Annotated in this window: 22 protein-coding genes; 9 read left to right on the plus strand and 13 right to left on the minus strand. The window is 65.2% G+C overall.

Features of this window, described 5'->3' with window-relative positions; translation table 11 throughout:
- The 9 genes from R3D65_RS17430 to hemP all read right to left on the minus strand — a co-directional run bounded on the left by R3D65_RS17430 (position 1) and on the right by hemP (position 8,798).
- Positions 1-465: a chemotaxis protein CheW gene (locus R3D65_RS17430; RefSeq protein WP_371276556.1), complete on the minus strand. Its 465-nt coding sequence runs from the start codon at positions 463-465 to the stop codon at positions 1-3.
- A complete protein-coding gene (locus tag R3D65_RS17435; RefSeq protein ID WP_371276557.1) occupies positions 462-2,657 on the minus strand; it encodes a chemotaxis protein CheA in 2,196 nt (731 codons plus the stop codon). Before R3D65_RS17435 ends, R3D65_RS17430 begins: the two co-directional genes overlap by 4 nt.
- Before the next feature lie 21 nt (positions 2,658-2,678).
- Positions 2,679-3,044, minus strand: coding sequence for a response regulator (locus tag R3D65_RS17440; RefSeq protein ID WP_371276558.1), 366 nt, complete (start codon positions 3,042-3,044; stop codon positions 2,679-2,681).
- A gap of 1 nt (position 3,045) precedes the next feature.
- Entirely contained in the window at positions 3,046-3,309 is a 264-nt protein-coding gene (locus tag R3D65_RS17445) for an STAS domain-containing protein (protein ID WP_371276559.1), read from the minus strand.
- 17 nt (positions 3,310-3,326) lie between these two features.
- On the minus strand, positions 3,327-5,330 hold the full coding sequence (locus R3D65_RS17450) for a methyl-accepting chemotaxis protein (RefSeq protein ID WP_371276560.1): 2,004 nt from the start codon (positions 5,328-5,330) through the stop codon (positions 3,327-3,329).
- Between the two features lie 228 nt (positions 5,331-5,558).
- Positions 5,559-7,049 carry a tripartite tricarboxylate transporter permease gene (locus R3D65_RS17455; RefSeq protein WP_371276561.1) on the minus strand — a complete coding sequence of 497 codons (1,491 nt, stop codon included), beginning with the start codon at positions 7,047-7,049 and terminating at the stop codon, positions 5,559-5,561.
- Positions 7,050-7,059: 10 nt separating this feature from the next.
- A complete protein-coding gene (locus R3D65_RS17460) occupies positions 7,060-7,479 on the minus strand; it encodes a tripartite tricarboxylate transporter TctB family protein (protein ID WP_371276562.1) in 420 nt (139 codons plus the stop codon).
- Between the two features lie 44 nt (positions 7,480-7,523).
- Positions 7,524-8,462, minus strand: coding sequence for a tripartite tricarboxylate transporter substrate binding protein (locus tag R3D65_RS17465; RefSeq protein ID WP_371276563.1), 939 nt, complete (start codon positions 8,460-8,462; stop codon positions 7,524-7,526).
- Between the two features lie 171 nt (positions 8,463-8,633).
- Complete coding sequence (gene hemP / locus R3D65_RS17470; protein WP_371276564.1) at positions 8,634-8,798, minus strand: hemin uptake protein HemP; 165 nt, start codon at positions 8,796-8,798, stop codon at positions 8,634-8,636.
- Positions 8,799-8,957: 159 nt separating this feature from the next.
- Here hemP and R3D65_RS17475 point away from each other — a divergent pair, with 159 nt between their 5' ends.
- From R3D65_RS17475 to R3D65_RS17485, 3 genes are all read left to right on the plus strand, one after another.
- Complete coding sequence (locus R3D65_RS17475) at positions 8,958-9,266, plus strand: bacterioferritin-associated ferredoxin (RefSeq protein ID WP_371276565.1); 309 nt, start codon at positions 8,958-8,960, stop codon at positions 9,264-9,266.
- 102 nt (positions 9,267-9,368) lie between these two features.
- The gene (gene bfr, locus R3D65_RS17480) at positions 9,369-9,854 is read left to right on the plus strand and encodes a bacterioferritin (protein ID WP_371276566.1); all 486 of its coding nucleotides are present in this window, start codon (positions 9,369-9,371) and stop codon (positions 9,852-9,854) included.
- 227 nt (positions 9,855-10,081) lie between these two features.
- On the plus strand, positions 10,082-12,793 hold the full coding sequence (locus tag R3D65_RS17485; protein WP_371276567.1) for a cation-translocating P-type ATPase: 2,712 nt from the start codon (positions 10,082-10,084) through the stop codon (positions 12,791-12,793).
- 15 nt (positions 12,794-12,808) lie between these two features.
- Here the strand turns inward: R3D65_RS17485 and R3D65_RS17490 are convergent, their stop codons facing one another.
- The 3 genes from R3D65_RS17490 to R3D65_RS17500 form a co-directional block, all read right to left on the minus strand.
- Positions 12,809-14,443, minus strand: coding sequence for a methyl-accepting chemotaxis protein (locus R3D65_RS17490; protein ID WP_371276568.1), 1,635 nt, complete (start codon positions 14,441-14,443; stop codon positions 12,809-12,811).
- Positions 14,440-14,787 (minus strand): hypothetical protein, encoded by a 348-nt coding sequence (locus tag R3D65_RS17495; RefSeq protein WP_371276569.1) that lies wholly within the window; start codon positions 14,785-14,787, stop codon positions 14,440-14,442. The genes R3D65_RS17490 and R3D65_RS17495 overlap by 4 nt, the downstream gene beginning before the upstream one ends.
- Before the next feature lie 206 nt (positions 14,788-14,993).
- The gene (locus R3D65_RS17500; protein ID WP_371276570.1) at positions 14,994-15,440 is read right to left on the minus strand and encodes a MarR family winged helix-turn-helix transcriptional regulator; all 447 of its coding nucleotides are present in this window, start codon (positions 15,438-15,440) and stop codon (positions 14,994-14,996) included.
- 133 nt (positions 15,441-15,573) lie between these two features.
- Here R3D65_RS17500 and R3D65_RS17505 point away from each other — a divergent pair, with 133 nt between their 5' ends.
- Entirely contained in the window at positions 15,574-17,505 is a 1,932-nt protein-coding gene (locus R3D65_RS17505) for an FAD-binding monooxygenase (RefSeq protein WP_371276571.1), read from the plus strand.
- A 27-nt stretch (positions 17,506-17,532) separates the two neighbouring features.
- Here the strand turns inward: R3D65_RS17505 and R3D65_RS17510 are convergent, their stop codons facing one another.
- The gene (locus R3D65_RS17510; RefSeq protein WP_371276572.1) at positions 17,533-18,807 is read right to left on the minus strand and encodes an MFS transporter; all 1,275 of its coding nucleotides are present in this window, start codon (positions 18,805-18,807) and stop codon (positions 17,533-17,535) included.
- A 208-nt stretch (positions 18,808-19,015) separates the two neighbouring features.
- On the opposite strand from R3D65_RS17510, the gene R3D65_RS17515 reads away from it, so the two are divergent.
- From R3D65_RS17515 to R3D65_RS17535, 5 genes are all read left to right on the plus strand, one after another.
- Positions 19,016-21,313, plus strand: coding sequence for a bifunctional salicylyl-CoA 5-hydroxylase/oxidoreductase (locus R3D65_RS17515; RefSeq protein ID WP_371276573.1), 2,298 nt, complete (start codon positions 19,016-19,018; stop codon positions 21,311-21,313).
- The gene (locus R3D65_RS17520; protein WP_371276574.1) at positions 21,310-22,029 is read left to right on the plus strand and encodes an SDR family NAD(P)-dependent oxidoreductase; all 720 of its coding nucleotides are present in this window, start codon (positions 21,310-21,312) and stop codon (positions 22,027-22,029) included. Before R3D65_RS17515 ends, R3D65_RS17520 begins: the two co-directional genes overlap by 4 nt.
- Before the next feature lie 74 nt (positions 22,030-22,103).
- Entirely contained in the window at positions 22,104-22,559 is a 456-nt protein-coding gene (locus R3D65_RS17525; RefSeq protein WP_371276832.1) for a MarR family winged helix-turn-helix transcriptional regulator, read from the plus strand.
- A complete protein-coding gene (locus R3D65_RS17530) occupies positions 22,556-23,359 on the plus strand; it encodes an enoyl-CoA hydratase family protein (protein WP_371276575.1) in 804 nt (267 codons plus the stop codon). The genes R3D65_RS17525 and R3D65_RS17530 overlap by 4 nt, the downstream gene beginning before the upstream one ends.
- Positions 23,359-24,525 (plus strand): acyl-CoA dehydrogenase family protein, encoded by a 1,167-nt coding sequence (locus R3D65_RS17535; RefSeq protein WP_371276576.1) that lies wholly within the window; start codon positions 23,359-23,361, stop codon positions 24,523-24,525. Before R3D65_RS17530 ends, R3D65_RS17535 begins: the two co-directional genes overlap by 1 nt.

A 24,525-nucleotide genomic window follows, 5' to 3' on the forward strand; every position in this document is an offset into this window, starting at 1 on the left:
TCAGGCCGCCACTTCCAGCAGATCGCTCTCGACCACTTTCTCAAGCATGACCTCGCAGATGATGCGGTTGTCATGCAGGATCACCTGTTTCAGGAAGTCGCGCGCAAGATCGGATTCCACGTCTGGCAGATCGCGGATCTGGGCACTCTCCACATGCAGGATGTCGGAGACGGAATCGACCAGCAGGCCGACGGTGCGCGATCCGACGTTGGTCACGATGATGACATTCTGGGTTTCAGACGTCGCCGGTTCCATGCCGAAACGCTGCGCCACATCGAAGATCGGCAGGATCGTTCCGCGAAGGTTGATCACCCCGACGACATAGCCCGGCACATGCGGCAGGCGCGTGGCATGGGTCCAGCCGCGGATTTCGCGGATCGAGCGGATGTCGATGCAGAATTCCTGGTTGCGGACGATGAAGGCGATGAATTCATGGGTTTGCCGGGCGGCTTGCGTGTCGGTCATGCTGACATCCTTTCCAAATGGCCCTGAAGCAGGTTCGAGCGTGCTTCGGCATTCTTGGTGCTGGCGATCTCGTCGATATCGAGGATCAGCGCGATGCGGCCGGTGCCGAGGATCGTGGCGGCCGAGACATGGCGCACGAACCCGAAATTCTGTTCCAGGCTCTTGATGACGATCTGTTGCTGGCCCTCGATCTCGTCGATCAGCAGGGCGACGACGGTCCCGTCCTGCGCCTCCACGACCAGCAGGGTGCCGCTGTCGATGGCGCCCAGCGCCCCGCCGAAGCCGAGGCGTTCGGCCACGTTGACCACCGGCACCAGTGCATCGCGGCGCCTTGCGACGAACTTGCCGCCAATGACGCTGATATCGCCCTTCTTCACGCTGATCGTTTCGATGACGCTGGTGATCGGCACGACGAAAACCTCGTTGGCCGCGCGCACGATCATGCCGTCGAGGATGGCCAGCGTCAGCGGCAGGCTGAGCCGGATTTGCGTGCCCTTGCCCGGCGTCGAGGCAATCGACACCCGTCCGCCGAGTTTCTGGATGGACTGGCGCACCACATCCATGCCGACGCCACGCCCGGAAATGTCGGAAACGGTTTCCGCCGTCGAGAAGCCCGGCGCGAAGACCAGGTTGTCGATCTCGCCATCAGACAGTTCCGCGCCCGGCTCGACAATGCCCTTCTCCACGGCCTTCTTGAGCACGCGCTCGCGATTGATGCCGGCGCCGTCGTCATCGATCGTGACAACGATCCGGCCGGACATGTGGAAAGCCGCGACTTTGATCGTGCCCTCGGCCGGCTTTCCGTGCTCCCTGCGCACCTCCGGCGATTCGAGTCCGTGGTCGACCGCATTGCGGATCAGATGGGTCAGCGGGTCGTTCAGGTTCTCGATCACCGTGGTGTCCACCTCGGTGCCTTCGCCCTCCAGCACCAGCCGCGCCTGCTTTCCCGTCGTCGAGCAGGCCTCGCGGATCACGCGCGCCAGCCGCATGAACACCGGCTTGACCGGTTGCGCGCGGATCGACATCACGCTTTCCTGAATTTCGCGCATCAGCGCCTGCATCTCGTCCAGCACCTGGTAGGAGGGCGTGCCGTTGTTGTCCTCGGCATTCTCGGTGATGCGCTCGGCCAGCATGGCCTGGCTGATCACCGCCTCGCCCATCAGGTTGATGAGCCGGTCGACCTTTTCCGATTCGACGCGAATGGTCGCCGTGGCCTTGGGGCTGCCGGAGGGCTGTGCCGTGCCGCGCACCTCCTTCGGCTCTGCCGCTTCCGGCAGGACCGCAGCGGGATGCGCTTCGGCAAGCGGCGCGAGATCGGCCAGGGCGGCCTCCAGCGGCGGTGCCGCCACCGCATCGAGGGTGGCCCGCTCCGGCCCGGTCCCGTCCGGCAAGCCATCGCCTTGCGCCGGACCGAGATCGGCGAGCAGGGCATCGAGATCGAACTCGCCGGCTTCCGGCTCCCCGCCCTCGCAGGTGATCGTCACCAGGCAATCCTCGCCCAGCCATTCGAAAACGCTGTCCACCTCGTCGCGCGTGGCCATCGTCTCCAGCCGCATCGTCCAGGACAGGTAGGTCATGGCGGGATCGAACCGGTCGATCTGCGGCACCGCCGACTGGTCGCATTCCACCTCCAGCCGGCCCATCTCGGCCAGGCTGCGCACCAGCTTCAGCACATCGTCGCCACGCAGGTAGAACCCGATCTCCGGCTTCAGCGATATGATGTAGGTCTGGTTCGCCGGCGCGATCACGTCCAGCGGCTCGATGGCGATGGGCACGGCCTCGAAGGCGATCTCCTCGCCCGAATCCGGCTCCTCGCTCAGCGCGAAGGCCGCCGTGATCTCGGCCACGATGGCTGCCGTGTCGGGGAATGCGGTGCCGTTTTGTGTCGCCGACACCGCATCGGAGAGGATGTCGGTGGCCCGCGCGATCAGGTCGAGGCGCGGGTCGTCGCCCGGATTGGCCCCGTTGCGCAGCACGTCCAGACCGTTCTCGACGACATGGGCGAAATGGACGAGATCATTGAAGCCGAAAGCGCCCGCGCCCCCCTTCACCGAATGCACCGCGCGGAAGACCGCATTGATGCACTCGCGCTGCGTCGGGTCCTCGCGCAACATCATCAGGGACTCCTCGATCTCCGCCATCTGCTCGGCGCATTCGAGGAAGAAGGTTTCCTTGATCCGGTCTGTATTCATCACCAACCTGCCGGCTCTGTTCTAGTGTGCAACGCGTTCGATGGCCGCGATCAGCTTGTCGGGCATGAACGGCTTGACGATCCAGCCGGTCGCGCCGCTGGCTCTTGCCCGCTGTTTCTTCTCCGGGCTGGATTCCGTGGTCAGCACGAGGATCGGCACGCGGCTGGCCGGTCCCTCCTTGCGCACCGCCTCGATGAAGGCGAACCCGTCCATTACCGGCATGTTGATGTCGGTGATGATCACGTCGGGCACGCCGCCATCCAGTTTCGAAAGTCCGTCCTGGCCATCCACGGCCGTGACCACTTCATAGCCCGCCATGGCCAGGCAATCCTCGATCATGAGGCGCATGGTCCTGGAATCGTCGACTGCGAGGATCTTCCTGCTCATATCAATCTCCCTCCGCCTGAATGTCCTCTTGTTTCAGGCCGATGCTTTCCATTGCCGTTTCGAGAATGTCCGGGACGTTCTCGTATCGAAGCGTCTTTCCGTCCGACCGCCAGGTCCTGGCCGCCGAAAGGCAGATTTCCAGGCCCGGCGTGTCGACCTTCCTCACCGCGGAGGCGTCGACGACCAGCGGTTCGCCGCGTGCCTCCCGGAATGCGTCGAGAAGATCGGCGGACTGAGGTCCGGCAAGGTCTTCCTTGAGCTTCATGCCACTGCTCCCCGTCATCAGAATTCGGTCCAGTCTTCATCCGCCGCCGCCCTGGCCTGACCGGCAGGCGCAAACGCGCTGGCGACACGTTTCTGCATGGCGATTGCCGGAGAGGGCCGGGGGCGGACCGCCGGCGCTGCCGCGGTGTCTGCCGGTGCGGCCGCCTTTGCCGGCGCCGCCGCCACGCCGGATATCCGGAATGACCGGACCAGCGACGACAGTTCCGCCGCCTCCGCGCCCAGCGAATGGCTCGTTGCCGTCGCCTGTTCTGCCATGGCCGCGTTCTGCTGGGTCATCGCGTCCATCTCGTCGGCCGCCACGCTCAACTGCCTGAGCGCCACGGCTTCTTCACGAGCCTGCGCCGCGATATCCTCGATGTCGGTGCTCATTTCCAGCACCTGCTCGGCGATGCGGTGCAGCGTGTTGCCGGTTTCGCCGACGAGCCGCGAGCCCGTGGACACCTGCTCCGACGACTTGGAGATCAGGGTCTTGATCTCCTTGGCCGCCGTGGCCGAACGCTGCGCCAGCGCGCGCACTTCCGAGGCAACGACCGCGAAGCCCTGACCGGCATCGCCGGCCCGCGCCGCCTCCACGCCGGCATTGAGCGCCAGCAGGTTGGTCTGGAAGGCAATATCGTCGATGACGGCTATGATCTGGTTGATTTCCCTGGCCGAGGCCTCGATGGCACCGATGGCCGAAAGCGCATCCGACACCACCGCGCTGCTGGCTTCGGCATCCGCGCGCGCCGTTGCCGTGCGCTGCCGTGTCTTTTCCAGGCTTTGCGACGACTTCTCCACCGTCTCGTTGATCTCGCGCAGCGTGGCCACGGTCTCTTCCAGCGAGGCGGCGACACGCTCGGTGCGCCGCGACAGGTCGTCGGAGGCCGAAACGATTTCGGTCACGCCGCCATTCAGGCTGTCCGCCGTCGACACCACGCGGGCAAAGGCTGATCCGATCTTGCCGCAGGCATCGTTGAAGTCCTTGCGGATCGGGTCCAGCCGCCCGGCAAAGGGCACGTCGATGCGCGTGGTCAGGTCGCCGTCCGCCATCCGGCGCAAGCCCTCGCGCAGGGCTTCCATCGCGGCATTGGTCGCGGCCGCCTCCTCGGCAACCCGCTGATCGGCTTCCGCCTTGATGCGGGCATTCTGCTCGCGTTCGCTGTTGATCTGGCGTTCCTGCTCGATCCGCTCGCGGGCCGCCGTCTGGAACACTGTCAGAGCGCGGGCGACCTCGCCGATCTCGTGCCCGTGCCCGACATAGGGAATATTGTCGATCTGGCGCCCGGCGGCCAGGTCATTCGTCACATCGCGAATGCGCCGCAGCGGCCTGACCAGGTAGTTGAGGACAATCGCCACGGTGGCCAGCGCACTCAGCAGGGCAAAGGCCCCGGCCGCATAATAGAGCCTGGTGAGCGTGTCGATGGAGCCGGAGACCTCCGCCAGATGGTCCTGCGTGCTTTGCCGGGAGAGGGCGATCACCGTCTCGGCGATCTCCTGGTGCTCGGCAAAGGCCTTGCGCACGGTCTCGAACTCCTCCGTCAACGCATAGACCAGCGTGCTGGAATTGTTGATGAAAGCGGGAAAGATCCTGGTCTCGGCCACGTCCCAGAACGGCTCCAGCGATGCCGGCGAGCGGACCGTCAGCAATTCCCTGGTCTGCGCGTCGATATCGGCCGTGCGCCATGTCTCCACCTGGTCGAGGAATTCCTGCTTGTGGCGCTTGAACGCCTCGAAATGCTCCTTCGCCTTCTCCGGTTCGGCAACGACCTCATAGAGATCCTTGTAGGCATTGATGACATAGGACGGCGGCGGCTGGACATTGGCGATGACCGCCTGGTCGGCCATGATCGACCGGTAATTCTCGCTGCCGATCTGGCCGACGCTGTCGCGATGAAGCGAAAGGCCGAACAGCAGCAGGATGTTGACCATGCTGGCAATGCAGAGCGCAATGGCGACATTGCGGATGGTCAGGAACGCACGGGCTTTGCCGACGTTGCCCGACGCATCGGTCTGAAAGACCATGGCGGGGACTCCAGGCACAGGATTTCCGAGACATTCCGGCTACCCGGTTCGCGGAAACGGCTGACATGCCTCGCCCCTTGCGGACGTTCTCGCGGTATCCCGGATTCCTACCCTCGCTCTCATTAAGAAGCGCTTAATTACGAATACCTGCATTAAAGGATGACAAGCGTTCGGTGGCGATGGCGGCTGATCCGGCCCCAGGCCTGTTTTCCAGCCTTGCCCGCACGGTCATATCACCCGCCGTGGCAGCAGGAACCAGGCGACCGAGGCAATCGAAAGCAGGAAAAGGAGGCCGGCGATCGGGTGGGCGGCCAACGCAAGCAGGTCGCCATCCAGGATGACCAGCGTCTGTGACAGCGACCGCTCGAAATTCTCGCCCAGGAAGAAGGCGATGATGAAGACGATGACCGGATAGCCGGTCGCCCGCATGACATGGGAGACAAGCGCGGCGAGCAGCATGATGGCGACGCCGAACATGCCTCCGGTGGAAAGGTAGACACCCACGATGCAGAAGATGAGGGCAGCCGGAAAGATCACTGAACCCGGAGCCCGGATGATGCCGGCCCACAGCCGCAGGCTTGCCTGCCCCACCAGCAGGTTCATCACATTTGCCATGATCATGGCGCCGAACAGGCCGTAAACGAGACGGCCCTGCTGCTCGAACAGCAGGGGACCGGGCTGCATGCCGTGGATCTTGAAGGCCGAGATGAGCAGCGCCGCCGAGATCGAGCCCGGTATGCCGATGGCAAGCAAGGGAATGAGGTTGGCCCCCATGACCGCGCTGTTGGCGGATTCAGTGGCCGCGATCCCCTTCAGGTTCCCGGTCCCGAATGTCGCCCCGTCGGCAGCCGCGCGCCGTGCCGAGGCATAGCTCATGAAGGCGGCCGCCGTGGAGCCGATGCCGGGAATGGCCCCGAGCAGTGTGCCGATGAAGGCCCCGCGAGCCATGACGCCGCGGCACGACCAGTATTCCCGCGCCGTGATGCTGTCATCCCCGGTTGCGGCGCTGCCGGAGGCAGGCATGGCGCGCCGCACGCCCGAGGCCGGTTCCGACAGCCGCCGGAATATTTCCGCCACCGCCAGCATGCCCACCGCCACCGCGATCAGCGGCAAGCCGTCGAACAGCTCGAAATGCCCGAAATAGAGCCTTGGCGTACCGTGTTCGGGGTCCAGCCCCACCGTTGCGGCCAGCAGCCCTAGCACGGCGGCGGCGAGACCCTTGACCACCGATTCGCCCACCAGCCCGGCAATGACCGAAAAGGCGAAGATCATCAGCGCGAAAACCTCGACCGGGCCCATGCGAAGCGCCAGCACCGCCAGCGGTGCGGATACCGTGATCAGCACCAGGTCTGAAAACGTGTCTCCGGTGACCGAGGCGTAGAGCGCCATCTTCATGGCCTTTTTCGGCTTGCCCTTCCGCGCCAGCGGATGCCCGTCGAGCGCGGTCGCCGCAGCATCCGGCGTGCCCGGCGTGTTGATGAGAATGGCCGGCACCGCGCCGCCGAAAAGCCCGCCCTTGTTGATGCCGATCAGGAAGGAGATGGCGACAAGCGGATCGAGCACGAAGGTGAAGGGAATGGCAATGGCCATGATCATTACCGGGCCGATGCCGGGAATGGCGCCCACGATCTGGCCAAGCGCCACGCCAAGGATCACGAATGCGAGATTGACGGGTCCGAAGGCGTCGTGCAGGCCAAGGAGAGCGGTCTGGAAATCCATGCGCCCGCCGTCAGGGAAGCGGCCGCGACAGCAGCACGTCCACCACGAGCCAGAGGCCGCAGGGAATGGCCAGGCTCGCCACGCCGATCAGCAGCGGCCGGCGCTCGCCGGTCAGTACCATCATCCCCGCCATCAGCGGCACCGAGCCGGCCAGGAAGCCACCGCGCAACATGACCCAGCCGGCACCGGCGGTTGCCGCAAGCGCAAGGGCGAAGCGCGCGGGATGTCCGGAATCCGGCGTGTCCGCCCTGTCTGGCAGGGCCGCCTGGAGTAGACCCAGCGCAAGTAGCGCGACGCCGCAGGCAAGCGGCAGTGTGTCGGGCTTCAGCCATCCGGAAGCCACCGTCTCGGTATGGGCAGGAATGACGAACAGGACAAGCGCCAGCGCGAAGAGCGCGATTGCCAGCCCGGTCACCCGGTTTGCCGTCATGCCTGTCCCCCGCGATCAGGCGCGCCCGGCGCGCCCCTCCTCACTCACTTGCCGAACAGCTTCGCCACATTGTCCAGGCCCTTGTCCATCATCATCCTCGTGCCCTCGGGTCCGAGGTTGGTCGGGTCCGCCTTGAACGCGTTGTTGATGGCGCTCGTCACCTCCTGCGAGGCAATCGCGCCCGAAAGGGCATCCGTCAGGGCCTTGCGGGCATCCTCGGGAAGTCCGGCCGGCGCCGCGAAATAGAAATAGGGGTCGACATAGATGTCGAAGCCCTGCTCCTGCACGGTCGCCACATCCTTGGCATAGCCATGGCGCGTGGCATTGGCGCTGGCGATCATCTTCAGGTCGCCGCTTTCCAGATAGGGAATGTGGGCGCCTGCCGAGAAAGACGCGATGACATGGCCGCCCAGCACGTTCTGTATCTGCTCGGCGCTCGATTTCATCGACACCGGCTTCAGCTCTGCACCCGATTCGCGTGCCACCAGATTGAGAAGCAGTTCCTGCGGCTTGGCGTCGAACCCGATCAGCGCGCCGTCATTCGCCTTGGCATGGTCGATCAGGCCCTGAAGGTCGTCGAACGGCGCGTCCGCCCGGGCGACGATGGCAAGCTGCGCATAGGCGGCAGTGCCCAGATAATCGAAGCTGTCGAGATCGAAGGGTAGTTCGTCGCCGCGCAGGACGAGATTGACCAGGACCGGCATGCTGACGCCAAGACCGATGGTCTGCCCATCCGGCTTCATGACAGCAACCTGAGTGAACATGGCGAGCCCGCCGCCGCCGGGCTTGTTCTCGGCGACGATCGTCCAGCCGGTATCTTCGGCCATCTTCTTGGCGATCACCCGCCCGATCGTGTCGGTCTCTCCGCCCGCGCCAAATCCGATCTGCAACCGGATCGGCCCGGAAGGCGCCCATTCCGCGAGAGCATGGCCGGCGGCCATCAGCGAGAATATGGCGGCCAGCACCAGGGATTTCAGTTTCATTGCTTCCTCCTCCCGTTTTGCTTCCGGCTGACCGGACAGGCCCGGATGGCCGGGTAAGGCGCCTGATCTGGTTCTGTTTTTTCTTGGCCAAGGCGCGGCAGGCGTGGCCTGCAAGGCGCAAGGCTTGCACATTCCGCCCGGCAGGGAAACCGAAAAGAGACCTGCGGTTCCCTACGGCAACCGCCGGCAGCGCTGTTTGTTGAGGATCAGCGTGCCCTGCCGGGTGATCTTGAGCCGGTAGATGGCGCCTTTGTGGTGAATGCACATGTCCTTGCGCGCACCGGACAGCGCGCTGCTTTCCAGGATGTGCACGGCCGGACGGCCCGCGCCCGCCATCGCGCCCCCGGAAATAGCTGACAACTGCCATCATTTCTTCAGGCAACAAGAAGCCATCCCAGTTTAGAATAATTCCAAACTATTGTTTTCATGTGGTTTTTTTGTTGACATCCACGTTCATGTTCCTCATTTCATGGCGGCAGGCCAGGGGTGAGGCAAATGGTGATCTGTCACTGCAACATCATTACCGGATCCGATATCGAGGCCGCCGTGCGCGGCTTTCTCGACCAGGATCCGTGGCAGGTGATCACCCCGCTCAAGGTCTATCACGCGCTTGGGAAGAGGGGCCGCTGCTGCGGCTGCTTCCCCAATGCCATTGCCCTGATCGTGCGCACCGTCGAAGCCTGGCACCGCGAGCAGGCAACGCCGGAAGCAGAAGTCATGTCGCTGCTCGACCGCCTGCGGAGCGAGCACGAAAGGGTGGAGGCCATGCGCAAGGCGGCCCGCGCCGCGCGCCATGCGGCCTGACCGGAATAACTTTATGCCGCGACGGCTTGAACCCGGCTCCCAAAAAATCAAAGATGAGAAATACATCTTTGATGCCACACACGCTCGTTTGGGAGAATGATCATGAAAGGCGACAAGCAGATCATCGAACGGCTCAACGAAGCCCTTTTCCTGGAGCTTGGCGCCGTCAACCAGTACTGGCTCCATTACCGGCTGCTCGACGACTGGGGCTATACGCTTCTGGCCAGGAAGGAGCGGGAGGAATCCATCGAGGAGATGCACCATGCCGACAGGCTGGTTCAGCGCATCATCTTCCTGGAGGGTCATCCCAACCTGCAGTCGGTGGCGCCATTGCGCATCGGCGAAACGGTCAAGGAAGTGCTTGAGGCCGATCTGGCCGGCGAGTACGAGGCGCGCGATTCCTATCGCAAGTCCCGCGAAATCTGTCAGCAGGCCGGCGACTACGTCACGATGAAGCTGTTCGAGGATCTTCTGGCCGACGAGGAAGGCCATATCGACTTTCTCGAAACGCAGCTCGAACTGCTGTCGACCATTGGCGAGCAGAAATACGGACAGCTCAACGCCGCGCCCGCCAACGAGGCCGATTGATACCCGGCGGCTGAACGGTTGCCGGCCGGCAGCGGGAATCAAGCCCGGTTGGTATCTCCGTTTGACCCCTGGCCCCGTTTGACATCTGTCATTGCCCGGTGATCTGCTGGCATGTTCGTTCAGGAAGGCGAATGCGGGCGAGTCACGGCAAGGCGGCGGCGGTGCGTGGAATGTCATCGGATCAGGAAAACGGTACCGGATCATTGCGGTCTTCACGGGCGCAGGGCATGAGCCGTGACCCTGCACAACCCGGCGGCGCCGACTTCGCGGCCGTGTCCGCGCCCCATGCCGAAAGCACCGATGCCCTCCTTGCCCGGCTGGACGTCGCCAGGGAGACCGGGCTTTCCGGCGCGCAAGCGGCGCGGCGCCTGGCACTGCATGGCGCCAATGCCCTTCGCCGCAGGGCGCCTGTCAATATCGCCCTGCTGCTTCTGGGGCAGCTCGCAAGCCCGGTCGTCTATCTGCTGATCGGCGCCGCGCTGCTGGCGTTCCTTCTCGGCGAAATGGTCGAATTCGCCGCCATCGTCATCGTCCTTGCCATCAACACGCTGATCGGCTTCGTCACCGAGCTTCAGGCCCTGCGCTCGATGGAAGCCCTGCGCCAACTGGCCTCGCGCAGCGCGATCGTCCGGCGCGACGGCCGGCAGATCACCGTCAATGCCGAGGCCCTGGTTCCCGGCGACATCGTCATTCTTGACGCCGGCGACGTCGTGGCCGCCGACATGCGCATCCTGCTGGCTTCAGACCTGTCGGTCGATGAATCCATGCTGACGGGCGAATCGCTGCCAGTGGAGAAATCGGCGGAACCGGTGGATGCCGCCGCCACCATCCACGAACGCACATCCATGCTCTTCAAGGGTTGTGCGATCTCGCGCGGCACCGGCGAAGCCGTCGTCACCGCCACGGGCATGGCGACCGAGCTGGGGCGCATCACGAAGCTCGTCGAGGAAGCGGAGCCGGATCGCTCGCCGCTGGAGCGCCAACTGGAGCAATTGAGCCGGAACCTGATCTGGCTGACGCTGATCGTCACTGCGGCGGTGGCACTGACGGGAATCTGGTCAGGCCGCGACCTGCTGAAGATGATTGAATCCGCCGTCGCGCTTGCCGTGGCGGCCATTCCCGAGGGCCTGCCGATTGTCGCCACCCTGGCGCTGGCGCGCGGCATGCTGCGCATGGCCCGCCGCAACGCATTGCTGGAGCGCCTGTCCGCCGTCGAGACGCTCGGCGCGACCACCGTGATCCTGACCGACAAGACCGGCACGCTGACCGAAAACGCCATGCATGTCGAACGCATCGTCACGCCGGCAGGCAGCTATGGCCTGGACCGCGGGCAAGGCCGTCTGCTCGACGATGGCGGGGCGCCCCTGCCGCAACCCGGCGCGGCATTGACACGGCTGCTGCGCAGTGCCGCCCTGTGCAACAATGCCGAATTGTCCGGCGAGGAGGGCGCGGCAACCGGCGATCCGATGGAAATTGCCCTTCTGCGCGCCGCACAGGCTGGCGGCATGACGAAACCGGCGCTTCTGGCGGACTGCCCCGAACGGAAGGAATATGCCTTCCGCACATCGACACGGATGATGGCAACGGTTCATGACGGCGGCAAGGGCATGTTTGCCGCGGTCAAGGGCGCGCCCGAGGCGGTTTTCGCCGCCATTTCCAGCGTTCAGGACGAGGACGGCGCGAAACCGTTCGATCGGGAAGAGGAAGACCGCTGGCGGGCCCAATGCGAACACATGGCCGGCGAGGGGCTGCGGCTTCTCGCCATTGCCGGCAAGCCCATGGCCACGCTCGACGAGCCGGTTTACGAAGGGCTGACGCTGTTTGGCGTCGCCGCCTTCCGCGATCCGCCGCGCAGCGACATCGCCGCCGCCATCAGCGAGGCCAAACGCGCCGGCATCAAGGTGGTCATGGTCACCGGCGACCATCCCGCCACCGCCCGCCATGTATCGCGCGAGGTCGGCCTTTCCGGCGATGGCGACCACGGCATTGTCGGCGGTGAACTCGAGGCGTTCGACGGTCTCGCCGAGGGCCGCCGGCAGGCCCTGCGCGATACGCGCATCTTCGCCCGGGTCGATCCCGCCCAGAAACTGGACCTCATCCGCCTGCACCAGGAAGCCGGTGACGTGGTTGCCATGACCGGCGACGGCGTGAACGATGCACCGGCGCTGCGCAAGGCCGATATCGGCATTGCCATGGGGCTGCGCGGAACCCAGGTGGCACGCGATGCCGCCGATCTCGTGCTGCGCGATGATCGCTTCCCCACCATCATCGAGGCGATCCGCGAGGGCCGCGTCATCTTCATGAACATCCGCCGCTTCGTGGTCTATCTGCTGTCCTGCAACCTCAGCGAAATCCTCGTTGTCGGCCTGGCCGTGCCGATGGGCCTGCCGCTGCCCATCCTGCCGCTGCAAATCCTCTTCCTGAATCTCGTGACGGACGTCTTCCCCGCCTTCGCCCTCGGCACGATCGAAGCGGATGACGGCGTTCTCGACCGTCCGCCGCGCCCGCCCGCCGAACCCATTCTCGCGCGCCGGCACTGGACACGGATCGTGTTCTACGGTGTGCTGATCGCGCTCACCACGCTGGCGGCACTGGCCATCGCCATGGGGCCGCTGGCATTGACCGGCAACGCCGTCACCACCATGACGTTCCATACGCTGGCGCTTGCCCAGCTTCTGCACGTGTTCAGCATGCGCAACATGCGCGACCGTTTCCTGAAGAGCCGGCTGACGCGCAATGGCTGGGTCTGGGGCGCGGTCGTCCTGTGCCTCGGGATCCTGGCCGTTGCGCAGTTCCAGCCGCACCTGGCGAACATGCTCAGCCTCGTGCCCCTTCCCGCCGAAGCCTGGGCCGCCGTGGCCGCCCTGGCCTTTGTTCCCGTCATCGCCGGCCGCCTTTTCGGCATCCTGTTCGCGCGCGACACCCGGAAAACGGCATGACGCCCGGCAGAAGGGTCAGGCGCTTTTCCGCAAACCGGTGAATTCCTGTCGGGCACCCGGCGTCGTGGCTGCCCGCTTGTGGGAGCCGTCTGCCTTGAGCCGGAACCGTGACAGGAGATCGCCAAGCGCATTGGCCTCCTGCGCCAGGCTGTGGCTGGCCGCTGTCGACTGTTCAACCATGGCCGCGTTCTGCTGCGTCGCGCGATCCATGACATTTACCGCCTGGTTGATTTCCTGCAGGGTCGCGGATTGCTCCTTCACCGCATCGACGATCGCCGAGACGTTTTCATGCACGTCCTGGACCTCTTTGACGATGACGCCAAGCGTTTCGCCGGTCCGGTTGACCAGATCGGAACCGGCCTTGACCTGCCCGGCGGACGTCTCGATCAGCGTGGCGATCTCCTTGGCCGCCTTGGCCGAGCGCTGCGCCAGTTCACGCACTTCCTGCGCCACGACGGCAAAGCCCTTGCCCGCCTCTCCGGCGCGCGCCGCCTCGACGCCGGCATTCAGCGCCAGCAGGTTGGTCTGGAAGGCAATCTCGTCGATCATGCCGATGATCGTGCCGATCTGATGCGAGGAGGCTTCGATCTCGCGCATGGCGGAAACGGCATCGCGCACCACCGCGCCCGATTTTTCCGCCGAGGTCTTGGTCCTGGAAACCAGCGCGCCCGCCTCTTCCGCCCGGACCGCCGATTCCCTGACCGACGCGGAGACCTGTTCGACGGCAGCCGCCGTCTGTTCCACCGATGCCGCCTGCTGCTCGGTGCGCCGCGACAGGTCGTCAGCCGCGGAACGAATCTCGCCGGACACGTTGCGGATGGTGGAGGCATTGTCGTGAATATGGCCCATGGCCTCTTGAAGCCGCGCCATGGCCGCGTTGAAATCCGCGCGCAGCCGGTCCAGATCGCCGGGGAACGGCTTTGCGATCGTGACGGTCAGGTCGCCGCCGGCCAGCGCGTTCAGGCCCGACGCCAGTTCATCCACCACCGCGCGCACGGTGGCCGCTTCCTGTTCGCGTGCCTGTTCGCGGGCCCGCCGCTCGGCTTCAGCCGCATGATGGGATTCCTCCGCCCGCTTGTTGCTGGCCATGGCTTCGCCGCGCGCGGCATCCGATTGCGCCAGCGCCGTTGCGGCATCTTTCATCGAGCGTTGCATCAGCCGCGTCATCTGCACCAGGATACCGGCTTCCAGCAGCAGGATGACGGCGTGCAGCACCACACGCGAGAGGTTTGATTCGCCGGGAAAGACCGCCTGCGGCAGAACGACATAGAGCACGAGGTGATGGACCGCCGTCGTGGCCGTGAAGGCCAGCAGCGGCCGCCAGTCGATCCAGAAGGCCATGGCCGCCAGCACCGCGAAGAAATACATGTGCATGTCGATCTGCAAGGGCGACCCGGAAAAGCCATAGACGAGAAGCGCGACAAGCCCGGCCTGCGCGACGCCGATGGCGGAACTCGTCTGCGGTCCTGTCCGGTCGACATACCACAGTGCCGTGGACGAACCCGCCAGCGCCAATGCACCGGCAACCAGAAGCGCGACGCTGGCCTCGGTGCCCCACAGGGCGCGGGCGGTGACAAGAATGGCATTGAGCCACAGAAGGGCGAGCGAGAGCGTGGATGCCATCGCGCGAATATTGTGCAATCCGTTCATGATGTCCTGATTCCGATGCAGGCTGCGGCCAGACGTCCGTCGAGGACGAGCAATGCCCCGGAGGCGCGAAGCCGTGAGGCGAAATCGGCGGTGGTTCCCTCGGCAACCGCGATCCAGCCGGCCGCTCCGCCATTGACGAGGCGCCCGCCGGCCTGGGAGATGATGCTCATGATCGCGCCGGGACCGGAAAACGGCGACCCGACGACGACGAGGCGTGAGCCTGTCGGCACGGCCGCGATTCCTGCGATGACGCCAAGCGCACAAGCCACGTTGAGCGCGACGAGCCAGCGCTTGATGGAAAGGGAGGCCGGTGCGGAACCGGGCACGGCGACATCGGATGCCATCGGATCTCCTGCGGCATTGCCAGGGGACACACGACTTCATGTCGCAAGAGCCGGTTGGGGCTTGGCTTCAGGGTGTCGCGGCAAGTGTAAAGGTTCGGTTACCCGGAGAACGCGTGATCTTGCGGTTTCCGGAGAAGGCCGCTTGCCTTTCAGGACCAGCCGGAAAGAACCGCGCCCGCCGAAGCCTGTGCGAAGGGAGGCGGGTGTCACCCCTCCTCGTATCCGCCCCCGCCGGTCAACGCCGCCTTGGCCGCAAGCCTTACGAACTGCCTGTATTCAGCCGCGTCAAGGCCACCCAGGATTTCCGCCTGCAACCCTTCGACAACCGGCAGCAGCGCGTCGAGAACCGCCTTGCCTTCGCCGGTCAGTTCCAGGACGCGCGCACGCCGGTCCGCGCTGCTCTTCACGCGGGTCAGCAAGCCTTTCTGCGCCAGCCTGTCCACAACGGCGCCGATGGTGGCCGGATCCTTGCCCACCGCGTCGGCAAGCCCGGCCTGATCGATGCCCGGAACGTGGCTGAGCGCATCCAGCGCGGCAAACTGAACCGGCGTCAGGTCGTAGCCGGCCGCACGGACATGGCGTGTGAAAACCTGCGTCGACTTCTGGTGCAGCCGCCGGATGAGATGCCCCGGCATTGTCGAACTCGCGATCATCCTGTCTCCATGGCGCACGGTTTGCCGGAATGTCTATAACAAGAAATGATAGGCCGGCATAGTTTTTTGATTGACGCATCGGCGCTCTTGTCCGATATGATAAGACCACTTATCGTTTCTCGGAGCAGCGGCAATGCAATATTACCTGAACGGCTTCAAGCCCGGCGATCCGGATATCCGCGAGGCCGCGCCCGGACGCGAACTAACCGGCGGACGCAGCCAGCTGCCCGAAACCGTGGATGTGCTGATCGCCGGCTGCGGCCCGGCCGGACTGTGCCTTGCCGCGCAACTGTCGCAGTTTCCGGAAATCCGTACCATGATCGTCGAACCCAAGCCCGGTCCCATCGAGAAGGGCCAGGCCGACGGCCTGAACGTCCGCTCGATGGAAATGTTCCAGGCCTTCGGTTTCGCCGACAAGGTCAAGCGCGAGGCCTATTGGGTCAACCAGACGAATTTCTGGGCGCCCGACCCGGCAAACCCGTCTGCGATCAGGCGAATCGGCCGCGTTCAGGATGTCGCCGACGATCTGTCGGAAATGCCGCATACGCTGATGAACCAGGCCCGCGTGCATGAACTGTTTCTGGACGTCATGCGCAATGCGCCCTCGCGCCTTGAGCCGGACTACGGGCTTGCTGTGCGCGACCTCGTGATCGATACGGCAACCGACGACCATCCGGTGACCGTGACGCTTGAGCGCACCATCGGCGACCGGGCCGGCGAAACCCTGACCGTGCGCGCCAATTACGTCGTCGGCTGCGACGGCGCCCGCTCCAACGTGCGCAAGGCCATCGGTGGCGAGCTTCACGGCGATGCCGCGCACCAGGCCTGGGGCGTGATGGACATCCTGGCCAACACCGATTTCCCCGACGTGCGCATGAAGTGCCTCATTGCCTCGCAGAAGGAAGGCAATGTGCTGATCCTGCCGCGCGAAGGCGGCTATCTCTTCCGCATGTATGTCGAACTCGACAAGCTGAATCCCGATGAGCGCGTCGCCAACCGGAACCTGACCATCGATCACATGATCGCGGCCGCCAACCGCATCATGGCGCCCTATTCGCTGGACGTGAAGGAAGTGGTCTGGTGGTCGATCTACGAGATCGGCCATCGCCTGACCGACAAGTTCGACGATGTGCCCGAAGGCGAAACGGCCACGCGCACGCCGCGCGTCTTCACCGCCGGTGATGCCTGCCATACCCACAGCCCGAAGGCGGGCCAGGGCATGAATGTCTCCATGGGCGACACGTTCAACCTCGGCTGGAAGCTGGTGCAGGTCCTCAAGGGCCGCTCAGGTGCCGACCTCTTGCACAGCTACTCCGCCGAGCGCAGGGCTGAAGCCAAGCGGCTGGTGGATACCGACCATGCCTGGGCGCGGGTCATGAGCGCTCCGCCCGGAAAATCCGAACTGGATGGCTCCGGCATGCCGCGTTTCCAGGAGCAGTTCATCCGCAATGGCGTCTTCACCGCCGGTCTCGAGGTGGAATACGAACCATCATCCATCATCGCCGGAAACGCCCGTCAGGATCTTGCCACGGGGCAAAAGCTCGGCCGCCGCTTCCATTCCGCGCCCGTCGTGCGCCTCGCCGACGCCATGGAGTTGCAGCTTGGCCACGTCGCGGAAGCAGACGCCCGCTGGCGCATCTATGCCTTTGCCGGAAGGGCGGATTCCTCGGCGCCCGGTTCCGCCATCCATCGCCTTTGCGACTGGCTGGAAAACGATCCCGCCTCGCCGGTGCGCCGGCATACCCGCCCGGATGAGGACATCGACGCGGTGATCGACCTGCGCGCGGTCTTTCAGCAGGGTTTCGACGAACTGGCCTATGAGGACATGCCCGCGCTGCTCAAGCCGGCCAAGGGCAGTCTCGGCCTGCGCGATTTCGAAAAGGTTTTCTGCGTCGACCGGAAGAACGGCAGGGACATCTACGCCATGCGCGGCATCGATCGCGACAGCGGCTGCATGATCGTGGTGCGCCCGGACCAGTATGTGGCGCACATCCTGCCACTCGCTGCGCGCGAGGAACTGGCGGCTTTCTTCGCCGGCTTCCTGCGGCCCGCCGGACAGGCATGATCTGCAAAACGGGCCACGGCCCGGCCGTCACGCTGTGCGGAACTTGCGCGGGGCAGCCAGCCACATGCACAGCATGGATGCGAACGCGGCGATGACGCACAGCCACCAGCCGGTGCGGTAGCCGCCAAGCACATCGTCGACAAGACCGAGAAGAAAGACGCCCGTGGCCGCGCCAAAATTGCCGAACAGGGAAATGATGGCGAATATCCTGGCGAAATGCGGGCCCGAAAACACCTCCGCGGGAATGGCGCCATAGATGGAGGCGGCGCCGTAGCCGAGCAGCCCCTGCAAGGCCGCCATGACGAAGATGAGATGCGGCGCCTGCCCGAAATCCACCATCGCGAGCATGGCGGCGGCAAGCGCGAACCCGCCAAGCGCCAGGCTCCATGCCGCTTCCCGGCCGATCCGGTCGGAAAGGCCGCCAAGCGTGATCTGGCCGCCGATGCCGAACAGCGCCACGAGGCCCAGCGCAGATGCCGCCGTCGTCGAATCGATGCCCTGGCGCAAGAGAAAATTGGTCTGGTGGATCTGGATCGCGTACCACACGAAAAGCCCGAAGAAATAGGCGCCTGAAATCCACCAGAAGGCCGGCACCTTCATCGCCCGCGCCAGCGTCCAGACCGGCGCCGGCACCCAGGGCGCCCCCTGAGTTTCACCCTTTGGCTTGCCCGGCGAGGCCCGCCGGGGCCCGTCGCCATCGGGCTTCAGTCCCATCTCCTGCGGTCGCATTCGCTGGAAGAGGAAATTGAGCGGCACGATGACGACGAGTGTCACGACCGCAATGCCCAGACAGGCCGCGCGCCAGCCATGCGTGTCGATGGTCCATTGCATCAGCGGAAGCAGCGTGACCGCTCCGACGCCGACACCGGAAAAGGCGATGCCCACGGCAAGCCCGCGGCGGCGCACGAACCAGTTCGGCAGGAACATCGAATGGCCGATATAGCTCATCGCCATGGATCCCATCACCGCCAGAAGACCGAGCGCCATGTACAGCCCGACCGGAGAGGCGATCACCACCGCGCTGCCATAGCCTGCCGCCACCAGCAATGCCCCGGCGGGAATGGCGATGCGCGGACCGTGCCGGTCCATCAGAATGCCCAGCACGGGCACAAAGGCCGTCGAGGCCATGAAGCCCAGTGAGAACGGTCCCGATGTCGTTGCCGTGGCCCAGCCGAACTCGCTGGAGATTTGCGGCAGCAGAAGCGAATAGCCGGTGCGCGCGTTCACCGCGACCGCCATGGTCACGAAGGCCACAGCCACCACCACCCAGCCGTAATAGATGCCGCCGCGCTGCGTCTTCATGAATGGCCTCTCTCCCGCTTGTCCGGCAGAGTGGACCGGAACCGGTGCCTTGTGAACCCTGTCCTGCACAGGCTGGCCCCATGTGCCAGGCACGCGGCCGAAGCGGCGCAACTCCGGAAAGATATTTCAAGTTTCAATATTTCAAGCTTGAAATAACCTTGCGCTCCTGTACCATTCCCCTTGCCGGTGCTGCGAAGGGAGGTTCGCGATGCGTATGCTGTGCCTGGGCGGCGGCCCCGCCGGGCTTTACTTTGCCATATCCATGAAGCTGCGCGATCCGTCCCACGATGTCGTCGTGCTGGAGCGCAACCGCGCCGACGATACCTTCGGCTGGGGCGTGGTGCTCTCCGACGATGCCATGGCCAGGCTCAGGACCAATGATCCCGTCACCGCTGTCGGGATCGAGCAGAATTTCTCCTATTGGGACGACATCGCCGTTGTCCATCGCGGAACGCGCACCGTTTCGGGCGGCCATGGCTTTGCCGGCATCGGCCGCATGAAACTTCTGCAAATCCTCCAGGACCGCGCCCGCCAGCTGGGCGTCGATCTGCGGTTTTCCACCGAGTTCAGGTCGGCGGAGGACTATCGCAAGGACTACGATCTGGTCGTCGCCTGCGACGGCATCAATTCGGCGGTTCGGCGCGAATATGCAGACATCTTCCGGCCCGACATCGACATGCGCCTGTGCAAGTTCGTCTGGCTCGGAACGCACCAGAAATTCGACGATGCCTTCACCTTCATCTTCGAGAAAAGCGAACATGGCTGGATGTGGATCCACGCCTACCAGTTCGATGCCGACACGGCGACGGTGATCGTGGAATGCTCGCAGCAGACCTGGGACGACTGGGGCTTCGAGCGGATGTCGAAGGAGGAAGGGATCGCCGTCTGCGAGAGGGTGTTCGCCAAACATCTCGGCGGCCACCGGCTCATCTCCAATGCCAGCCATCTGCGCGGCTCGGCTGTCTGGATGAACTTTCCGCGCGTCATCTGCGAACGCTGGCACCATGGAAACGTGGTGCTGATGGGCGATGCGGCAGCCACCGGCCACTTCTCCATCGGCTCCGGCACCCGCCTGGCTTTCGACAGCGCCATTGCGCTGGCCGGTTATCTTCACAGCGAACCGACCCTGAAGGAGGCCTTCGAGCGCTATCAGGCCGAGCGGCGTCTGGAAGTTCTGCGCCTGCAATCGGCGGCGCGCAATTCGCTGGAATGGTTCGAGGATGTGGAGCGCTATCTCGACCTGGACCCTGTGCAGTTCAACTACGCGCTGCTCACCCGCTCGCAGCGCATCAGCCACGAAAACCTGCGCCTGCGTGATCCCGAATGGCTGGAAAGCGCCGAGGCCTGGTTCCAGCGTCAGGCCGGTGTTCCGGCAGATGCGCCTGTGCGCCGGCCCATGTTCGCGCCCTTCCGCTTGCGCGCGATGGAATTGAAGAACCGCATCGTCGTCTCGCCCATGGCGCAATACAAGGCCGTGGACGGCTGCCCGACCGACTGGCACCTCGTCCACTACGGCGAGCGCGCCAAGGGCGGCGCCGGCCTTGTCGTCACCGAGATGACCTGCGTCTCGCCGGAAGGGCGCATCACGCCCGGCTGCCCCGGCACCTATGCACCGGAACACGAGGCCGCGTGGAAGCGGATCGTCGACTTCGTGCATGGTGAAACGGAGGCGAAAATCTGCCTGCAGATCGGCCATTCCGGCGCCAAGGGCTCCACACAACTGGGCTGGGAGGAGATGGACGCGCCACTTGCCTCGGGCAATTGGGATGTGCTGTCGCCATCCGGCGTGCCATGGTCCGGCCGCAACGCCACGCCGAAGACGATGACGCGCGCCGACATGGACATGGTGCGCGACCAGTTCGCCGCCGCCGCACAGATGGCCGGACGCGCCGGCTTCGACATGATCGAATTGCACATGGCGCATGGCTACCTCCTGTCCTCCTTCATCACGCCGCTGACCAACCGGCGGACCGACGACTACGGCGGCAGCCTTGAAAACCGCATGCGCTGGCCGCTGGAAGTCTTTCACGCCGTGCGCGAGACCTGGCCCGAGGAAAAGCCGGTATCGGTGCGCATTTCGGCCAATGACTGGGTCGGCGAGGACGGCGTCACCCCGCGCGACGCCGTCGCCATCGCGGAAATGCTGAGGCAGGCCGGCGTCGATATCTGCGATGTCTCCGCCGGCCAGACGACGACACGTGCCCGTCCGGTCTATGGGCGCATGTTCCAGACCCCGTTTTCCGACCGCATCCGCAACGAGGCGCATATGGCAACCATGGCGGTGGGCAACATCTACGAGCCCGATCACGTCAATTCCATTCTCATGGCCGGCCGGGCCGACCTCGTCTGCCTGGCGCGCCCGCATCTGGCCGATCCCTACTGGACGCTGCATGCCGCTGCCGCGCTGGGCGACCGGCAGGAAAAATGGCCCGACCCCTATCTGCCGGGCCGCGACCAGTTGTGGCGGCTGGCCGAGCGTGCCGCCGAGATGGAGTTCCGGGCATGAGGCGGGTTCTGGTCACCGGCGGCGGTTCGGGCATCGGCCGCGCCACGGCGCGCGCCTTTTGCGAGAAGGGCGACGCGGTGACCATTGCCGGTCGCCGCATGGAGGCCCTGCGCGAGACCGATGACGGCCGAGGCATGGAATGCCGCGAGGCCGACGTCACCGACGAGCCATCCATGCGTGCCCTGTTCGACCGGCCTTTCGACGTGGTGGTGGCCAATGCCGGCATGGGCAAGGCGGCGAAGGTCGCCGATACAAGTCTCGACCTGTGGAACCGGACGCTGGCGGTGACACTGACGGGTGTCTTCCTGACCTTTCGCGAGGCACTTGGCGGCATGGGTGCGGGCGGGCGGCTGATCGCCGTCTCGTCCGTTTCCGGACTGTATGGCGAAGCCAATGTCGCCGCCTACAGCGCCGCCAAGCACGGCGTCATGGGGCTGGTCCGCTCGCTGGCGCTGGAAGTGGCGAAGTCCGGCATCACCTGCAACGCGGTCTGCCCCGGCTGGGTGCAAACGCCGATGGCGGAAGACGCGGTCGCCGGCGTGATGCGGCGTTTCGGCATTGACCGCGCACAGGCCGAGGCCCGCGTTTTCGGCGACAATCCAGCCGGCCGCATCATCGATCCGGGGGAAGTGGCGGCCGCGGTGCTCTATCTCGCTTCGCCTGAAGCGGCCATGGTCAACGGGCACGGGCTTGTCATTTCGGGAGGTGACGCGTGAAGGCCGGCGCACCCGACCTTAAACCCGGACATGCGACGGCGGACGCAAGCGCCGCGGCCGCCTCGAAGGCGCGCTTGCGCCTCTGGCTGAAACTGCTCAAGGCCGCCCGCCTCGTGGAGGCGGATCTGCGCGAACGCTTCCGCGCGGACTTCGCCAGCACTCTGCCGCGCTTCGACGTGATGGCGGCCCTGCGCCGGTCGCCCGATGGCCTGCGCATGAGTGCGCTTTCAGCCGAACTGAAGGTCTCCAACGGCAATGTCACCGGCATCGTCGACCGGTTGGTGGCCGATGGGCTGGTGGTGCGTGTGCCGGTCGACAATGACCGCCGCGCCATGATGGTGCGCCTGACCGGCAAGGGGTGCGAGACCTTCGATCTCCTGGCCGCCGCCCATGAAGGCTGGATTGACGGCCTGCTCGGTGGCGTCGCGCCGGGCGAGGCGCGTGACCTCGGGGAAACCCTGGACCGGATATCAGCCGAGGCCCGGGCGCATGTGGAGGCGCTGCGCGGCAGTGGAAAGGAAAGCCGATGACCAACGACACGCCCGCCCATTTCCTGCTTGAGATCGACGGTGCCATTGCCAGCATCGCGCTCGCCCGCCCGGAACGCAAGAACCCGCTCACCTTCGATTCCTATGCCGAGTTGCGCGACTGGTTCCGCGCCTTGCGCGACCGTGACGACATTGCCGCCGTCGTCTTCGCCCCCAATGGCGGAAATTTCTGCTCCGGCGGCGATGTCTTCGAGATCATCGGGCCGCTGCTCGACAAGGACATGAAGGGCCTGCTCGAATTCACCCGCATGACCGGCGATCTGGTCAAGGCGATGGTCGCCTGCGGCAAGCCGGTGATTGCCGCCGTGGACGGCATTGCCGCCGGTGCCGGCGCCATCATCGCCATGGCCAGCGACATTCGCATCGCCACGCCGCAGGCACGGACCGCCTTCCTGTTCAACCGCGTCGGCCTGGCCGGCTGCGACATGGGCGCCTGCGCGATGCTGCCGCGCATCATCGGCCAGAGCCGCGCTGCCGAACTGCTCTATACCGGCCGCGCCATGAGCGCGGAGGAAGGCGAGCGCTGGGGCTTCTTCAGCCGGCTGGTCGAGGCAGGCGACCTGGAAAGGGAAGCACGCGCGCTGGCGCAAAGCATCGCGCAAGGCCCGGCCTTCGCCAACATGATGACCAAGACCATGCTGGCACAGGAATGGAACATGGGGCTGGATCAGGCCATCGAGGCGGAAGCTCAGGCACAGGCCATCTGCATGCAGACGCTGGATTTCCGGCGCGCCTACGAGGCGTTTGCAAGCAGGACCAAACCCGTGTTCGAGGGCAACTGATGGCCGACCGCAGCTTCCTCGACTGGCCCTTTTTCGACGACCGGCACCGCGCGCTGGCCGAATCCGTAGACGCCTGGACCGCCACTTCGCTCTCCGCCATCGACCATTGCGATACGGATGCCGCCTGCCGCAGCCTCGTTTCGGCCCTTGGCCGCGACGACTGGCTGAAGCTGACCGCCACCGACCCCGGCGAACCGGACTCCGTGCTCGACGTGCGCAGCCTTTGCCTGATGCGCGAGACGCTGGCCCGCCATGACGGACTGGCCGACTTCGCATTCGCCATGCAGGGCCTCGGCACCGGCGCGATCTCGCTCTTCGGCACCGAAGGGCAGAAGCGCGACTGGTTGCCGCTGACACGCTCCGGCAAGGCGATATCGGCCTTCGCGCTCAGCGAGCCGGCCTCCGGTTCCGATGTCGCCAACATTGCCATGAGCGCACGGCGCGACGGAACCGGCTTCGTGCTGAATGGCGAGAAGACGTGGATTTCCAATGGCGGCATTGCCGATGTCTATACCGTCTTCGCCCGCACCGGCGAGGCACCCGGCGCCAGGGGTCTGTCCGCCTTCATCGTGCCTGCCGATACGCCGGGGCTCGAAGTGGCCGAACGGCTCGAGGTCATCGCGCCCCATCCCCTTGCACGTCTGTCTTTCCGCGATTGCCGCGTGCCCGCATCCGCCCTGATCGGCCAGCCCGGAGAGGGTTTCCGCATGGCCATGGCCGTGCTGGATGTCTTTCGCTCCACCGTCGCGGCCGCGGCATTGGGCTTTGCCCGGCGCGCGCTGGACGAAAGCATCGCGCGTGCCGCCTCACGCGAACTCTTCGGCGCGCCGCTCTTCGACCTGCAAATGGTGCAGGGCCACATCGCCGGCATGGCGCTGGATGTGGATGCCGCCGCGCTGCTGGTCTACCGGGCCGCATGGCTGAAGGACAGCGGCAGCCCGCGCGTCAGCCGCGAGGCCGCGATGGCCAAGCTGTTCGCCACCGATCGCGCACAATCGGTGATCGACAAGGCGGTGCAGCTTCATGGTGGCGATGGCGTGCGAAAAGGCAGCATCGTCGAACGGCTCTATCGCGAGATACGGGCGCTGCGCATCTATGAAGGCGCGTCCGACGTCCAGAAGGTCATCATCGCGCGCCAGACCATGGCGGCAGCAGCGGGAGGATGA

Origin of the sequence: Zhengella sp. (genome assembly GCF_041397485.1) — a bacterium.
Taxonomy (GTDB): Bacteria; Pseudomonadota; Alphaproteobacteria; order Rhizobiales; family Rhizobiaceae; genus Zhengella.

What these genes read in the sequence shown, in the direction of transcription:
- R3D65_RS17430 (WP_371276556.1), bottom strand. Translation starts at nt 465, where the DNA reads ATGACCGACACGCAAGCCGCCCGGCAAACCCATGAATTCATCGCCTTC.
- R3D65_RS17435 (WP_371276557.1), bottom strand. Translation starts at nt 2,657, where the DNA reads ATGAATACAGACCGGATCAAGGAAACCTTCTTCCTCGAATGCGCCGAG.
- R3D65_RS17440 (WP_371276558.1), bottom strand. Translation starts at nt 3,044, where the DNA reads ATGAGCAGGAAGATCCTCGCAGTCGACGATTCCAGGACCATGCGCCTC.
- R3D65_RS17445 (WP_371276559.1), bottom strand. Translation starts at nt 3,309, where the DNA reads ATGAAGCTCAAGGAAGACCTTGCCGGACCTCAGTCCGCCGATCTTCTC.
- R3D65_RS17450 (WP_371276560.1), bottom strand. Translation starts at nt 5,330, where the DNA reads ATGGTCTTTCAGACCGATGCGTCGGGCAACGTCGGCAAAGCCCGTGCG.
- R3D65_RS17455 (WP_371276561.1), bottom strand. Translation starts at nt 7,049, where the DNA reads ATGGATTTCCAGACCGCTCTCCTTGGCCTGCACGACGCCTTCGGACCC.
- R3D65_RS17460 (WP_371276562.1), bottom strand. Translation starts at nt 7,479, where the DNA reads ATGACGGCAAACCGGGTGACCGGGCTGGCAATCGCGCTCTTCGCGCTG.
- R3D65_RS17465 (WP_371276563.1), bottom strand. Translation starts at nt 8,462, where the DNA reads ATGAAACTGAAATCCCTGGTGCTGGCCGCCATATTCTCGCTGATGGCC.
- hemP (WP_371276564.1), bottom strand. Translation starts at nt 8,798, where the DNA reads ATGGCGGGCGCGGGCCGTCCGGCCGTGCACATCCTGGAAAGCAGCGCG.
- R3D65_RS17475 (WP_371276565.1), top strand. Translation starts at nt 8,958, where the DNA reads ATGGTGATCTGTCACTGCAACATCATTACCGGATCCGATATCGAGGCC.
- bfr (WP_371276566.1), top strand. Translation starts at nt 9,369, where the DNA reads ATGAAAGGCGACAAGCAGATCATCGAACGGCTCAACGAAGCCCTTTTC.
- R3D65_RS17485 (WP_371276567.1), top strand. Translation starts at nt 10,082, where the DNA reads ATGAGCCGTGACCCTGCACAACCCGGCGGCGCCGACTTCGCGGCCGTG.
- R3D65_RS17490 (WP_371276568.1), bottom strand. Translation starts at nt 14,443, where the DNA reads ATGAACGGATTGCACAATATTCGCGCGATGGCATCCACGCTCTCGCTC.
- R3D65_RS17495 (WP_371276569.1), bottom strand. Translation starts at nt 14,787, where the DNA reads ATGGCATCCGATGTCGCCGTGCCCGGTTCCGCACCGGCCTCCCTTTCC.
- R3D65_RS17500 (WP_371276570.1), bottom strand. Translation starts at nt 15,440, where the DNA reads ATGATCGCGAGTTCGACAATGCCGGGGCATCTCATCCGGCGGCTGCAC.
- R3D65_RS17505 (WP_371276571.1), top strand. Translation starts at nt 15,574, where the DNA reads ATGCAATATTACCTGAACGGCTTCAAGCCCGGCGATCCGGATATCCGC.
- R3D65_RS17510 (WP_371276572.1), bottom strand. Translation starts at nt 18,807, where the DNA reads ATGAAGACGCAGCGCGGCGGCATCTATTACGGCTGGGTGGTGGTGGCT.
- R3D65_RS17515 (WP_371276573.1), top strand. Translation starts at nt 19,016, where the DNA reads ATGCGTATGCTGTGCCTGGGCGGCGGCCCCGCCGGGCTTTACTTTGCC.
- R3D65_RS17520 (WP_371276574.1), top strand. Translation starts at nt 21,310, where the DNA reads ATGAGGCGGGTTCTGGTCACCGGCGGCGGTTCGGGCATCGGCCGCGCC.
- R3D65_RS17530 (WP_371276575.1), top strand. Translation starts at nt 22,556, where the DNA reads ATGACCAACGACACGCCCGCCCATTTCCTGCTTGAGATCGACGGTGCC.
- R3D65_RS17535 (WP_371276576.1), top strand. Translation starts at nt 23,359, where the DNA reads ATGGCCGACCGCAGCTTCCTCGACTGGCCCTTTTTCGACGACCGGCAC.